The organism is Ancylobacter sonchi (assembly GCF_018390695.1).
GTDB classification, from domain to species: Bacteria; Pseudomonadota; Alphaproteobacteria; order Rhizobiales; family Xanthobacteraceae; genus Ancylobacter; species Ancylobacter sonchi.
On the sequence record NZ_JAHBGF010000016.1, the window covers coordinates 45,356 to 59,143 of the forward strand.

Consider the following 13,788-nt stretch of genomic DNA (forward strand, 5'->3'; position numbering starts at 1 on the left):
CGCCGATGCTCATGCGGTGATCTTCACCAGCATAAGACTGAAACCGGCGATGAAGGCAAAGGCGGCGAAGCCGAGCGCGAAGGGCCGGATGCCCTTGGCCCTCAGCTTGGCGAGGCTGGTCTCCAGCCCCATCGCCGCCAGCGCCATCGACAAGAGGAAGGAGGTGGCGACGACGAGGTGCGACTTCAGCTCCGCCGGGAGGGTCACCAGGCTGTTCAGCGCCACCATGCCGAGGAAGCCGAGCACGAACCACGGCATGGGCGGGCGGGCGCCGCCGGCCTCGCCACCGGCAACCTCGTCCCTTTGCCGGCGCGCCCGGCGGGTGGCCATGAGGCCGAGCGCGATCACCACCGGCGCCAGCAGCATCACCCGCGACAGCTTGGCGATGGTGCCGAACTCGCCGGCGGCGGCGCCGTCCTGATAGGCGGCGGCGACCACCTGGGCGATCTCGTGGATCGAGGCGCCGGCCCACAGGCCGTAGGCATGCGGCGACAGATCGAGCACGCCGACCAGCAGCGGGTAGCCGAGCATGGCGATCGAGCCGAACACGGTGACGCAGGCCACCGCATAGGCGACGTCCTCGTCCGGGGCGCGGGTGACGGTGTTGGTGGCGATCACCGCCGAGGCGCCGCAGATCGAGGTGCCGGCGGCGATCAGCTCGGCGAGGCCGCGCTCGACGCCGATCAGCCGGCCGAGCCAGGTGGTGAAGACGAAAGTGGCGACCAAGGTGAGGGCGATCACCGCGACGCCGGTGCCGCCGACCTCCGCCACCTGGGCGGCGGTGAGCTGCAGGCCGAGCAGCACGATGGCGGCGCGCAGGACGCGGCGCATGGCGAAGGCGACGCCGGGCCGGGCGCGGGCCGGGGTGCCGAGGACATTGTGCGCGACCATGCCGATGAGGATGGCCAGGATCATCGGGCTGAGCCCGCCCAGATAGGGCAGCTGGCGCAGGCCGAAGGCGGCGGCGGCGATGGCGGCGGTAAGGGCAAGGCCCGGCCACAGCGCGAGCAGCGGCGCGGCGGCGGCGGACCGGATCGCCGGCGCGGCGCGATCGGCGGCGCGGACGAGCCCAACCATGGGGGCGGAATGCTGGGCGGCATGCGAACGAGCGGCCATCACCGGATCTCCCCGATGCCGGACATTCCGGCGATGGCCTTTGATCGCAAACTCAGATCAATCGATCCAACGCATTATTTGGATCATTTCGTTCGTTAAAATCGAACGATCAAGCGCCACGATGGGCGACGAAGTCAATCTCCACCCGCGCACCATAGGCGAGGCCGGTGACGCCGACGCAGGTGCGGGCCGGCAACCGACCTTCCGGGAAATAGCTGCGATAGGTCTCGTTGAAGACGGCGTAGTCCTCATGAAACTCGGTGAGGAAGGCGCGGGCGCAGACCACATGCTCGAAGCCGAGGCCGAGCCCGGCGAGAACGAGACGCAGATTCTCCATGACGTTGCGGGTCTGTGCCGCGACGCCCTCCGGCAGCACGCCCGGCGCCGCCGGGGTATCCGGCATCTGGCCGGTGACGAAGACGAAGCCGTCGCATTCGACGGCGTGGCTGAACGGCGCCACCGGCTTCGGGCCACCGGCGATCATGTGGAACAGGGCGGACATGCGAGGGACTCCGGACCAAAAGGCGCCGCGGCGGACGAACCGGCCGGCGATGCACCGCGCCGATGCAAGCGCGGGGCCGCACGCCGATGACGAGCAGCTCCAACTTCCCGAAGGACAGTTCGCGCGCAGGCCCCGGAGACCTGCGCGGAATACGTGCATCCGGCGCGACGGCCGGCCGGTTGAGGCGGCGCCGGGGCGGGCGGAAAAGTGAAGCAACGCAGCGCCCGGCAGGGCTGCGGCCCACCCCCGTGGGGACCCAAGAAAAGGGCGACACCTGCTCAAAAAACAGGCGTGCCTGACATTTCGAATTTGTATAGCGTTTTTCGAGCCTCAGGGCGAAGCCGAAATCCTCGCCCTGATAAGCTAACTATCTGTCTTGAAAACAGTTTTGCGGTACTAAGAATAGACACTTTCCAGAGGGGCACAGCCCCGGATCGCCACGCTTTATCCGCAGAAAGCCACGTGGCGAAGGCAGGCAGCACGATGGGCCGGACCAACCCGGACGGCACCGCAGGGAGACGCAGCATGATGACCAAAATCTTCCGCCGGTGCCTTGCCGGCGCGCTCACCGGGGCGGTCCTGGCGGCCGCCGCGGCGCAGCCCGCCGCCGCCGGCAAGATCTCCATCGGCCACACGATCTGGGTCGGCTACGGCCCGCTCTACCTCGCCAAGGAGCTCGGCTTCTTCAAGGAGAACGGCGTCGACGCCGACTTCCAGGTGGTCGACGATTCCGCCCTCGCCATGGCCGCCCAGGCCGCCGGCAAGCTGGACGGCACCGCCACCACGCTGGACGAGATCCTGAAGTACCGTTCGCCGGACTTCTGCTTCAAGGCGGTGGCGCTGTTCGACGAGAGCCATGGCGGCGATGGCATGGTCTCGCTGAAGGAGATCAACTCGCTCGCCGACCTCAAGGGCAAGACGGTGGCGATGAACGAGGGCTCCACCTCGCAGTTCTGGTTCTCCTACCTGATGAAGAAGGGCGGCATCCCGCTGAAGGACGTCGAGGTGCTCAACATGAGCGCCGACGCCGCCGCCGCCGCCTTCATCGCCGGCCAAGTGCCGGCCGCCGTGACCTGGGAGCCGAACCTCACCCTGGTGAAGACCAAGAATGTCGGCAAGGTGCTGACCGACAGCGCCGCCACGCCGGGCGTCATCATCGACGTGCTGGAATTCTCCTGCTCGGTGCTGAAGGACCGTCCGGCCGACGTGAAGGGCTTCATCGCCGGCCTGCAGAAGGCCGTCGACTACATCAAGACCAACCCCGACAAGGCCTATGAGATCATGGCCAAGGGCGTGGGCGGCTACCTGAAGGAGCCGAAGGACTTCGCCGACGCCGCCTCCGGCGTGAAGTTCTACGACAAGGCGATGACCATCGAATATTTCGGCACGGCGGCGAAGCCTGGCCCGGCCGCCGACGTCATCAAGCTCGGCAACGAGATCTGGTCCGACCTCGGCAAGATCAAGAAGCCGGTCACCTATGACGAGATCATCGACTCGTCGTTCACCCAGTGACGTGCACTCAGTGACCTGCACCCAGTGACGTGCCTTTCCTGACCTTCCGGGACGCGGCCGACGCCGCGTCCCGCCCCTCTTCGGACGGTGACACCGCATGGCCCGCAAGCGCTCCCTCGTCGATCTCTGCCTGACGCCGAAAGCCGAGATTCCCACCGGCCTGCGCTTCGCGGTCTCGACGCTGATGTGGGTGCTGGTGCTCGGTGCCTGGTCGATCGCCACCTATGGCGGCTTCATGCAGGACATCTTCCTGCCCTCGCCCTCCGCCGTGATCGGCGCCTTCTTCCGGCTGTTCGAGGACGGCACGCTCGGCCAGCACATCTGGGCCAGCGTGAAGGTGGTGGTGATCGGCTTCGTGATCTCCTCGATCATCGCCGTGCCGCTCGGCCTGTTGATGGGCACCTTCCGCGTGGTGCAGGCCGGCCTCGAGCCGCTGGTGAACTTCATCCGCTATTTGCCCGTGACCTCCTTCGTGCCGCTGTTCATCCTGTGGATCGGCATCGGCATCGAGCAGCGGATCATGGTGATCTTCTTCGGCACCTTCTTCCAGCAGCTGGTCATGATCGCCGACGTCTCGCGCGGGGTGCAGAAGGACCTCATCAACGCCTCCTACACGCTCGGCGCCACACGGCGCGACGCGCTGCTGCACGTTCTGACCCCCGCGGCCATGCCCGGCGTGATCGACACGCTGCGCGTCACCATGGGCTGGGCCTGGACCTATCTCGTCGTCGCCGAGCTGGTCGCCGCCTCCTCCGGCCTCGGCTACATCTCCATGAAGGCGATGCGCGGCTTCCAGGTCGACGTCATTTTCCTCGCCATCGCGGTGATCGGCATTCTCGGCCTGCTCACCGACCTCGTGTTCCGGCTGCTGCGCATGCGGCTGGTGGCGTGGGCGAACTGAAGGAGCCGACCATGACCGCCGTGACCGCCCTGCGCGAGGTTTCCGCCGCCACGATACCGGCCACGCCGAGTGCCCCGCGTCTGCGCATCGAGGATGTGCGGCTCGAATATACCACGCGGCAGGGCAAGACCGTCGTCGCCATCGACAACATCTCCATCGACGTGCCGGACAACCAGTTCGCGGTGATCGTCGGCCCGTCGGGCTGCGGCAAGTCGAGCCTGCTCTATCTCGTCGCCGGGCTGAACGAGCCGACCTCCGGCCGCATCCTGCTCGGCAACGAGGAAGTCGACGGGCCGGGGCCGGACCGCGGCATGGTGTTCCAGAGCTACACGCTGTTCCCCTGGCTCACCGTGCGCGAGAATGTCGAGTTCGGGTTGAAGCGCCGCAAGGTGCCGGCGGCCGAGCGCGACGACATCGTCAACCGCTACCTCAACGAGACCGGCCTCGCCGCCTTCCACGACGCCTACCCCAAGCAGCTCTCCGGCGGCATGATGCAGCGCGTCGCCATCGCCCGCGCGCTCGCCAACGATCCGAAGATCCTGCTCATGGACGAGCCCTTCGGCGCGCTGGACAGCCAGACCCGCCACTCGATGCAGAAGCTGCTGCTGCGGGTGTGGGAACAGCACAAGAAGACGGTGCTGTTCGTCACCCACGACATCGACGAGGCGATCCTGCTCGGCGACCGCATCTATGTGATGACCGCCCGCCCCGGCCGCCTCAAGGAGGAGGTGGTGGTCGACATCCCCCGCCCGCGCGCGCTCGACATGGTGATGGACCCGGAGTTCATCGCGGTGAAGCGGCATATCCTCGAACTACTGAAGAACGAGATCAAGGACGACGACGAGCACTAGGTCCGTCGCCGAAGAGCAGCCTCTGTAATGACGCCCGCACCGATGCCCCCCGCGACGACAACAGCCTCCGCGACGAACTGGCTTTCGCTGTTCGAACTGACCGACCGCAAGGCGCTGGTGACCGGCGCCAGCCGCGGCATCGGCCGGATGCTCGCCGTGGCGCTCGCCTCCGTCGGCGCCGATGTCGCCATCGCCGCCCGTTCGCGCGCCGCACTCGCCGATACCGCCGCCGAGATCGAGGCCACCGGCCGGCGCGCCCTGCCGGTAGAGATCGACGTGACCGATGCCGCACGCTGCCGCGCCGGCGTGGCGGAAGCCGCCGAGGCGCTGGGCGGGCTCGACATCCTCGTCAACAATGCCGGCATCGAGCAGGTGTGCCCCTCGCTGGACGTCGAGGAGGAACTCTGGGACCGCATCCTCGACACCAACCTCAAGGGCGCGTTCTTCTGCGCGCAGGCGGCGGCGCGGGCGATGAAGGCCGCGAACCATGGCGGCGCCATCATCAATCTGTGCTCGCTGACCTCCGAGGTCGGTGTCCCGACGGCGGTGCCCTATGGCTCGTCGAAATCCGGCCTGCTCGGCATGACGCGGGCGCTGGCGGCGGAATGGGCGAGCCTCGGCATCCGCGTCAACGCCATCGCACCCGGCTATTTCCGCACCGACATGACCGACGTGTTCTATGCCAATGACGCCTGGCAGACGGCGATGCTCGGCAAGATACCGCAGGGGCGGTTCGGCGAGCTCGGCGACCTCGCCGGGGCGGCGATCTTCCTCGCCTCGCCGGCCTCCGCCTATGTCACCGGCCAGTGCCTGCCGGTGGATGGCGGCTATCTCGCCTCGATCTGACCCCGGCGCCGCACCGCTCAGGAATCAGGCAGCGACGCGAAAAGTTTGGCCTCCCGGTTGCGTGAATATGGCTATACATATTCCGTCCGAATGAGGCGTGATCCCGAAGGAACGGCCATGTCGGACACCTGCAATCTCCACGAACTCGCCACCCTCGACGCGGAGGCCCGCGCAGCACTGCTGAAGCGCTCGGAGACCGACCTTTCCGGCTTCATCGACAAGGTGCGCCCGATCATCGAGGCGGTGCGGCTGGAAGGCGACGACGCGCTGGCCCGCTTCGGCCGCGAGCTCGACAAGGCCGATCTCGCCGCCGACCGCATCAAGGTGACCGAGGCCGAGTTCGACGCCGCCTTCAAGGCGGTGGAACCGGAAGTGATCGAATCCATCCGTTTCGGCATCTCCAACATCCGCACCTTCCACGAGGAGCAGGCGCCGGAGCCGATGTGGCTGAAGGAAGTGCGCCCCGGCGCCTTCGCCGGCGACCGCTGGACGCCGATCCAGTCCGTCGCGCTCTATGTGCCGCGCGGCAAGGGCGCCTTTCCCTCGGTGACGATGATGACGGCGGTGCCGGCCAGCGTCGCCAAGGTACCGGACATCGCCATCGTCACCCCGCCGACCGCCGATGGCGGGGTCGACGCGGCGACGCTGGTGGCGGCGCGGCTCGCCGGAGTGGAGACGGTGTACAAATGCGGCGGCGCGCAGGCGGTAGCTGCGGTCACCTATGGCACGCAGACGGTGGGCAAGGCGCTCAAGATCGTCGGGCCGGGCTCCCCCTGGCTGGTGGCCGCCAAGCGGCTTCTGTCCGGCATCATCGACACCGGCCTTCCCGCCGGCCCCTCCGAGGCGATCATCTTCGCCGACGGCACGGTGAACGGCGCGGTGGCAGCGCTCGACCTCTTGATCGAAGCCGAGCACGGGCCGGACTCCTCGGCCTATCTCGTCACCCATTCGCGCGAGGTGGCGGAAGCCGCGCTGAAGGCGCTGCCCGAGCACTGGGCGCGGATGACGGAGCAGCGGGTGGCGTTCTCCAAGGCGGTGCTGACCGGCAAGAGCGGGGGCATCGTGCTGACCTCTTCGGTCGAGGAGAGCATCGATTTCATCAACGCCTATGCGCCGGAGCATCTGGAGATCCTCTCCACCGATCCGTTCGCGCATCTCGGCCGCATCACCGAGGCAGCGGAAGTGCTGATGGGGCCGCACACGCCGGTGACCATCGCCAATTTCGTGCTCGGCCCGAACGCCGTGCTGCCGACCAGCCGCTGGGCACGCACCTATGGGCCGCTCTCGGTGACGGATTTCCTCAAGCGCTCCTCCATCGGCTACGTCACCGCCTCGGCCTATCCCGAATTCGCCGGCCATGCCCGCCGCCTCGCCCGCTATGAGGGCTTCTCCAGCCACGAGAACGCGGTTTCCGAGCTGCGCGACCAGCTGCTGAAGGGCTGACCGATGAAAGCGGTGCGGCTGCATGGTGCCGGCGATCTGCGCGTCGAGGAGGTGCCGGCGCCCGGCTCGCCCGAACCCGGCTGGGTGCGGCTGAAGGTGACGGCGGCCGGCATTTGCGGCTCCGACATCCATAATTTCCGCACCGGGCAGTGGATCAGCCGCGCGCCCTCCATCGCCGGGCATGAGCTGGCCGGAGTGGTGACCGAGATCGGCGCCGACGTGACCGGCTTTGCCACCGGTGACACGGTGGTGGCGGATTCGCGCTTCTGGTGCGGCGACTGCGCCGCCTGCCGGGATGGGCGGCATCACCTGTGCGAGAAGCTGGGCTTCGTCGGCGAGGCCTGCGATGGCGGTTTCGCGCAGGAGATCGTGCTGCCGGCGCGCCTCCTGCTGGCGGTGGCGCCGGAGGTCGACCCGGCGGTGGCGGCGATGGCCGAGCCGCTGGCGGTGGCGCTGCACGCGGTGAAGCGGCTCAGGCCGCAGCCCGACGAACCGGTGCTGGTGCTCGGCTGCGGGCCGATCGGCGGCCTCGCCGCGCTGGTGCTGGCGCGCCGCCATGACGGGCCGATCCTGGTCGCCGACCGCAATGCCGCCCGCGCCGCGCGGGTGGCGGAGGTAACCGGTGCGACGGCGGTGGCGCTCGATGCCGGCGAGATCCGCGCCGTGCTCGGCGGCGTGCTACCCGCCGCCGCCATCGAGGCGACCGGCTCCACCGCCGCGCTCGCCCATCTCATCGGCGTGCTGGAGGGCGGCGGACGGGTGGCACTGGTCGGCATCTTCCACGGCACGCTCGACATCGACCCGAATCTCCTGGTCGAGCGCGAGCTGACCATGATCGGCTGCCACGCCTTCACCGACGAGCTGCCGGCGGCAGTGGCGCAGCTGGCCGGGCTGGAAGCCGATCTCGTCCGGCTGGTCGACCGGCAGATCGGCCTCGACGCGGTGCCCGACGCCTATCAGCGGCTGATCCGCGGCGAGGCGAGCGGGCTCAAGACCATCATCCGCCCCGATGGGGTGCCGACATGAGCCACTCGCCCAGCCGTACCGCGGAATTGCGGGCGCTGGCGGCGCGCGACCCGAAGACGGCGGAAGCGCCGCTGGCACGCCTGCTGGCCGATCTGTTCGGGCTGCGGGCGACGAATGTGCGGATCAATCTCGACCAGTACAGCCTCAACTCGCTCAACGGCTTCTTCGACACCGAGGGCGGCGCCTTCTTCTTCAAGTTCCATCAGGAAGAGGGCGAGGAAGCGATGGCCGGCGAGTATTACCGCGCCGACATCCTCGCCCGCGCCGGCCTGCCGGTCGACCAGCCCGTGCATGTCTCGACCGAGCCGGGCGAGCAGATCCTGGTCTATCGCCGCCGGAATGAGCCGCGCTTTTCCGATGTGGTGCGCGCGCTCGACCTCGCCGATGACGCGGCGATGCGGGAGCTCGCGATCGAGGCGGAGCGCGGGCTGTCGCGGCGGCTCATAGCCACCTATCGCGCCAGCCTGCACCCGATCACCACTGACGAGGCGGTGGCCGAGCCGATCCACCGGCTGTTCCACGAACGGCTGGTCGACCGCCTGCCGGAGGGCGGGCGGCGTTATCCCGGCGGGCGTTTCGCCGACTATTATGTCGGCAAGTCCTTCGCCTTTCCCGGTGTCGAGCTGGACTGGGCCGAGTTGGCGACACGGCGCTTCGTCATCAACGGCACCGCCTATGCCCGCCCGCTCGGCGAGCTGTTCGACGCCGCCGCGGCGCGGCTGCGGCCGGAACGCCTCGCCGATGCCGGCGGGGTGGTCGCCCATGGCGACGCGCACAACGCCAATGTCTGGTTCACCCGCGCGGGAGAGACGGCGCAGCTCGCCTTCTTCGATCCGGCCTTCGCCGGCGCCAATGTGCCGGCGCTGCTCGCCGAGGTGAAGGCGACCTTCCACAACGTGTTCGCGCATCCGTTCTGGCTCTACGACCCGGCGCTGGCCACCGAGCGGTTCTCGGCGTCCGCGCGACTGGAGCCCGGTCATCTCGTCGTCGAGACCGACTGGGCGCTGTCGCCGGTGCGGCAGGGGCTGCTGGAGGTGAAGGCGCAGGAAGTCTGGCGGCCGCTGCTCGCCGACCTCGCGGCGCGTGGCCTGCTGCCGGCGGACTGGCGCGAGGTGATCCGGCTCGGCCTGTTCCTGTGCCCGACGCTGGTGATGAATCTGCGCGCCGGGGTCCGCTCGCACACACCAGTCTCCTCGCTGATCGGGCTGTCGGTGGCGGTGATGGTCGGCTCGGAGCCGGTGGCCGGCGAGGATGTGGTGACGCGCTTCCTCGACGCCATCGATCCCGCGCGGGACTGAGCCGCCGGCTTCGCCCTTGGTCCAGCGCGACAAGCCGGGTGCCGGCGGCCTATAGGAACGCACAGCAATGAGCGCCGGAGTGCAGCCATGACCATCGTCAATGTCGAGGATGCCCGCGCGGCGGCCAAGCGCCGGCTGCCGAAGATCTTCTTCGACTATGTCGATGGCGGCTCCTTCAACGAGGACACGCTCAGGGCCAACCGCGCCGATTTCCAGCGCTGGACGCTGGTGCAGCGGGTGCTCAACGACATCTCGGTGCGCGACCTCTCGACCGATTTCCTCGGTGCCCGCCATCCGCTGCCCTTCATGCCGGGGCCGGTGGGGTTCCTCGGCCTCTATGCCGGGCATGGCGAGATAGCGGCGGCGCGCGCGGCGCATGCGGTCGGCGTGCCGCTGTGCCTGTCCACCTTCTCCATCGCCTCGCTGGGCGAGCTGCGCGCCGCCACCTCCGGGCCGCTGCATTTCCAGCTCTATGTGATGAGCGACCGCGCCATCGGCGACGAACTGCTCGCCCAGGCGGAAGGCGCCGGTGTCGACACGCTGTATCTCACCGTCGATACCGCCATAACCGGCGTGCGCGAGCGTGACGTGCGCAACGGCTTCCGGGCACTGACGCGGATCACCCCGGCGCTCGGGCTGCGACTGGCGACCCGGCCGCGCTGGTGCCTCGACATGCTCAGCGCCGGCATGCCGGAGGTGGGCGCGGTGAAGCACCGGGCGGAATTCGGCCGGGGGGTGCTGGAGCAGGCCGGAAACTTGTCGCGGCGCATCGACACCGGGCTGTCGTGGAAGGATGTCGACTGGCTGCGCGGACGCTGGAAGGGCCGGCTGGTGCTCAAGGGCATCCTGTCGCCGGAGGACGCGCTGACAGCGCGGGCGGCGGGGGCGGATGCCATCGTCGTCTCCAACCATGGCGGGCGGCAGCTCGACAGCACCTCCTCCACCATCGCGGCGCTGCCGGCCATCACCGATGCGCTCGACGGCTCCATGGAGGTGCTGTTCGACGGCGGCGTGCGGCGCGGGGCGGACATCGTGAAGGCACTGGCGCTCGGCGCGTCCGGCGTGCTGCTCGGCCGCGCCTATGTCTACGGGCTCGGCGCCGGCGGCGAACAGGGCGTCGCCCGCATCCTCGCCCATCTCGCCGAGGAGGTGAGCCTCACCCTCGCCTTGATGGGGCTGACCTCGGTGGACCAGTTGAAGGCACGCGGGCGCGCGGCGCTGGCGCCGCGCACTCTTTAGAAGGAAGGTTCTGCGGCGCTGGCGCCGCGCACTCTTTAGAAGGGAGGTTCTGCGGCGCTGGCGCCACGCACTCTTTAGAAGGAAGGTTCTGCGGCACTGGCGCCGCGCACTCTTTAGAAGGGAGGTTCTGCGGCGCTGGCGCTGCGCACGTTCTAGAAACCGGCCCGGCGGCGCCGAGCCGGTCCCCTGTTACGCCCGCTTCTGGTTGTAGACGTCGAGGCAGACGGCGCCGAGCAGCACCAGGCCCTTGATCACCTGCTGGTAGTCGATGCCGATGCCGAGGATCGACATGCCGTTGTTCATCACTCCCATGATGAGCGCGCCGATCACCGCGCCGCCGACCCGCCCGACGCCGCCATAGGCCGAGGCGCCGCCAATGAAGCAGGCGGCGATGACGTCGAGCTCGAAACCGAGCCCGGCCTTGGGGGTCGCGGTGTTGAGGCGGGCGGCGAAGATGAGGCCGGCCAGCGCGGCGAGCACGCCCATATTGACGAAGGTGAGGAAGGTGAGCCGCTCGGTCTTGATGCCCGACAGCTTGGCCGCCTTCTCATTGCCGCCTACCGCGTAGATCTGCCGGCCGATCACCGTGCGGGTGGTCATGAATCCGTAGAGCGCCACCAGCGCCGTCATGATGACCAGCACATTGGGCAGGCCGCGATGCGAGGCGATCAGATAGGCGAAATAGACGATCACCGCGAAGAACACCGCGTTCTTCAGCATGAAGAAGCCGTAGGGCTCGGTCTCGATGCCGTGGCTCTCCTGCCGGGCGCGGGCACGAAAGTTCTGCCACACCAGCGCCAGCGCCAGGACCGCGCCGATGGCGAGCGAGGTCGGGTAGAGCGTGCCGGCATCAGGGACCAGTTCGGGGATGAAGCCGGAGGACAGCTTCTGGAACTCGACCGGGAACGGGCCGACCGACTGGCCGGCCAGGATGGCCAGCGCCAGCCCCTTGAACACCAGCATGCCGGCCAGGGTGACGATGAAGGACGGGATCTTGAAATAGGCCACCCAATAGCCCTGCGCCGCGCCGATGGCGGCGCCGAGCAAAAGACAGATGAGGGTGGCCGGCACCCAGGGCACGCCCAGCTTGACGATCAGCACCGCCGCCACCGCGCCGACGAAGCCCGCCACCGAGCCGACCGACAGGTCGATATGGCCGGTGACGATGACCAGGAGCATGCCCAGCGCCATGATGACGATGTAGCTGTTCTGCAGCACGAGGTTGGTGAGGTTCAGCGGCCGCAGCAGCGTGCCGTTGGTCACCACCTCGAAGAAGATCATGATGGCGAACAGCGAGAGCATCATCCCGTATTCGCGCAGATTATTCTTCAGGAAGCCGGCATGGGACGGCTTTTCCTTCAGCGCGGCGTCGCTCATGGACGTTCTCCTTCGCGCGAGAGGGCTGGGCTCGAGGGCGCAGGGCTCGAGAAGGCTGGGCCCTTGTCGGTCTGGCGCATGATGGCACGCATGATCTTCTCCTGCGTGGCCTCGGACCCCAGGAACTCGCCGACGAAAGCGCCCTCGTTCATCACGCAGATGCGGTCGCAGATGCCGATCAGTTCCGGCATCTCCGAGGAGATGACGATCACGCCTTTGCCGGCATCGGCCAGCTCGTTGATGATGCAGTAGATTTCATATTTCGCGCCGACGTCGATGCCGCGCGTCGGCTCGTCGAGGATCAGCACCTTCGGGTCGGTGAACAGCCATTTCGACAGCACCACCTTCTGCTGGTTGCCGCCGGAGAGCTTGCCGGTCTCCTGATAGACGCTGTGGCTGCGGATGCGCATCCGGGTGCGATAGTCGGCGGCGACCTTCAGCTCCTTCACGTCGTCGACCACATTGGCCGAGGCGACGGCGGCGAGGTTCGCCAAAGTGATGTTCTTGCGGATGTCGTCGGCGAGCAGCAGGCCGAGCTGCTTGCGGTCCTCGGTGACATAGGCGAGGCCGGCATCCACTGCGCGGCGCACGGTGGAGAGGTCGGCCTCGCGGCCTTCGATCTCGGCCCGGCCGGTGATCTTCTGGCCATAGCTGCGCCCGAAGATGCTCATGGCGAATTCGGTGCGCCCGGCGCCCATCAGCCCGGCAATGCCGACGATCTCGCCGCGCTTCACCTCGAAATCGACATTGCGGATCATCTGCCGGTCGGCGTGCTGCGGATGGAACACCGACCAGTCGCTCACCCTGAAGATGGTGTCGCCGATATGCGGCTCACGCTTCGGGTAGCGATGCTCGAGGTCGCGGTCGACCATCTTGCGGATGATGCGATCCTCCTCCACCGCGCCTTCGGAGCAGTCCATGGTGTCGACGGTGCGCCCGTCGCGCAGCACGGTGATGCGGTCGGCGACCTTCGAGACCTCGTTCAGCTTGTGCGAGATCAGGATGGAGGCGATGCCCTGCGCCTTGAACTCCAGGAGGAGGTCGAGCAGCGCGGCGCTGTCCTTCTCCGACAGGCTGGCGGTCGGCTCGTCGAGGATGAGCAGGCGCACCTTCTTCGACAGCGCCTTGGCGATCTCGACCAGCTGCTGCTTGCCGACGCCGATATTGGTGATCAACGTGTCCGGCGCCTCGTCGAGCCCGACCTTGGCGAGCAGTTCCTTCGACCGGCGGTGCACGGCGCCGCGATCGATGACGCCGAAGCGTGCCGGCGGATCGGTGAGGAAGATGTTCTCGGCGATCGACATCAGCGGGATAAGCGCGAGCTCCTGATGGATGATGATGATGCCGAGCGCCTCGGAATCGTTGACGTCGCGGAAGCGCCGCTCCTCGCCGTCGAACAGGATGGCGCCCTCATAGGAGCCGTGCGGGTGCACCCCGCTCAGCACCTTCATCAGGGTCGACTTGCCGGCGCCGTTCTCGCCGACCAGCGCGTGGATCTCGCCCGGCTCGACGGTGAGATCCACGCCGCTCAGCGCCTTCACCCCGGTGAAGTTCTTGCTGATGCCGCGCATTTCCAGAAGGGCGTTCATGAGCCGCTTCCTCTCGAACAGACCCCGCGCCGGACGGGATCGAACCGCCGGCGCGGGAGCCTCTGGGTTGACGGGAGGCTCTGGGTCG

The 13,788-nt window shown here is 68.1% G+C and carries 12 protein-coding genes; 8 read left to right on the forward strand and 4 right to left on the reverse strand.

Going from position 1 to position 13,788, the window contains the following annotated elements:
* Positions 1 to 9 precede the first annotated feature (9 nt).
* Positions 10 to 1,116: a YeiH family protein gene (locus KHC28_RS07590; RefSeq protein WP_246564493.1), complete on the reverse strand. Its 1,107-nt coding sequence runs from the start codon at positions 1,114 to 1,116 to the stop codon at positions 10 to 12.
* Between the two features lie 109 nt (positions 1,117 to 1,225).
* Positions 1,226 to 1,618 carry a RidA family protein gene (locus KHC28_RS07595; RefSeq protein ID WP_246564495.1) on the reverse strand — a complete coding sequence of 131 codons (393 nt, stop codon included), beginning with the start codon at positions 1,616 to 1,618 and terminating at the stop codon, positions 1,226 to 1,228.
* 525 nt (positions 1,619 to 2,143) lie between these two features.
* Between KHC28_RS07595 and KHC28_RS07600 the strand changes: the two genes are divergently transcribed.
* The 8 genes from KHC28_RS07600 (at position 2,144) to KHC28_RS07635 (ending at position 10,734) form a co-directional block, all read left to right on the forward strand.
* The gene (locus KHC28_RS07600) at positions 2,144 to 3,130 is read left to right on the forward strand and encodes an ABC transporter substrate-binding protein (protein WP_214007743.1); all 987 of its coding nucleotides are present in this window, start codon (positions 2,144 to 2,146) and stop codon (positions 3,128 to 3,130) included.
* Positions 3,131 to 3,227: 97 nt separating this feature from the next.
* Entirely contained in the window at positions 3,228 to 4,031 is an 804-nt protein-coding gene (locus tag KHC28_RS07605; protein ID WP_214007744.1) for an ABC transporter permease, read from the forward strand.
* An 11-nt stretch (positions 4,032 to 4,042) separates the two neighbouring features.
* Complete coding sequence (locus KHC28_RS07610; protein ID WP_214007745.1) at positions 4,043 to 4,882, forward strand: ABC transporter ATP-binding protein; 840 nt, start codon at positions 4,043 to 4,045, stop codon at positions 4,880 to 4,882.
* Between the two features lie 42 nt (positions 4,883 to 4,924).
* Complete coding sequence (locus KHC28_RS07615; protein WP_214007746.1) at positions 4,925 to 5,728, forward strand: SDR family NAD(P)-dependent oxidoreductase; 804 nt, start codon at positions 4,925 to 4,927, stop codon at positions 5,726 to 5,728.
* Positions 5,729 to 5,845: 117 nt separating this feature from the next.
* A complete protein-coding gene (gene hisD / locus KHC28_RS07620; protein ID WP_214007747.1) occupies positions 5,846 to 7,171 on the forward strand; it encodes a histidinol dehydrogenase in 1,326 nt (441 codons plus the stop codon).
* A gap of 3 nt (positions 7,172 to 7,174) precedes the next feature.
* Positions 7,175 to 8,197 carry a zinc-dependent alcohol dehydrogenase gene (locus KHC28_RS07625; protein WP_214007748.1) on the forward strand — a complete coding sequence of 341 codons (1,023 nt, stop codon included), beginning with the start codon at positions 7,175 to 7,177 and terminating at the stop codon, positions 8,195 to 8,197.
* Positions 8,194 to 9,495: a hypothetical protein gene (locus tag KHC28_RS07630; protein WP_214007749.1), complete on the forward strand. Its 1,302-nt coding sequence runs from the start codon at positions 8,194 to 8,196 to the stop codon at positions 9,493 to 9,495. The genes KHC28_RS07625 and KHC28_RS07630 overlap by 4 nt, the downstream gene beginning before the upstream one ends.
* Before the next feature lie 87 nt (positions 9,496 to 9,582).
* The gene (locus KHC28_RS07635; protein WP_214007750.1) at positions 9,583 to 10,734 is read left to right on the forward strand and encodes an alpha-hydroxy acid oxidase; all 1,152 of its coding nucleotides are present in this window, start codon (positions 9,583 to 9,585) and stop codon (positions 10,732 to 10,734) included.
* A gap of 189 nt (positions 10,735 to 10,923) precedes the next feature.
* Here the strand turns inward: KHC28_RS07635 and mmsB are convergent, their stop codons facing one another.
* Together mmsB and mmsA are read right to left on the reverse strand one after the other, a co-directional pair.
* Positions 10,924 to 12,111 (reverse strand): multiple monosaccharide ABC transporter permease, encoded by a 1,188-nt coding sequence (gene mmsB / locus KHC28_RS07640; RefSeq protein ID WP_214007751.1) that lies wholly within the window; start codon positions 12,109 to 12,111, stop codon positions 10,924 to 10,926.
* Positions 12,108 to 13,700, reverse strand: coding sequence for a multiple monosaccharide ABC transporter ATP-binding protein (gene mmsA / locus KHC28_RS07645; RefSeq protein WP_214007752.1), 1,593 nt, complete (start codon positions 13,698 to 13,700; stop codon positions 12,108 to 12,110). Before mmsA ends, mmsB begins: the two co-directional genes overlap by 4 nt.
* Positions 13,701 to 13,788 lie beyond the last annotated feature (88 nt).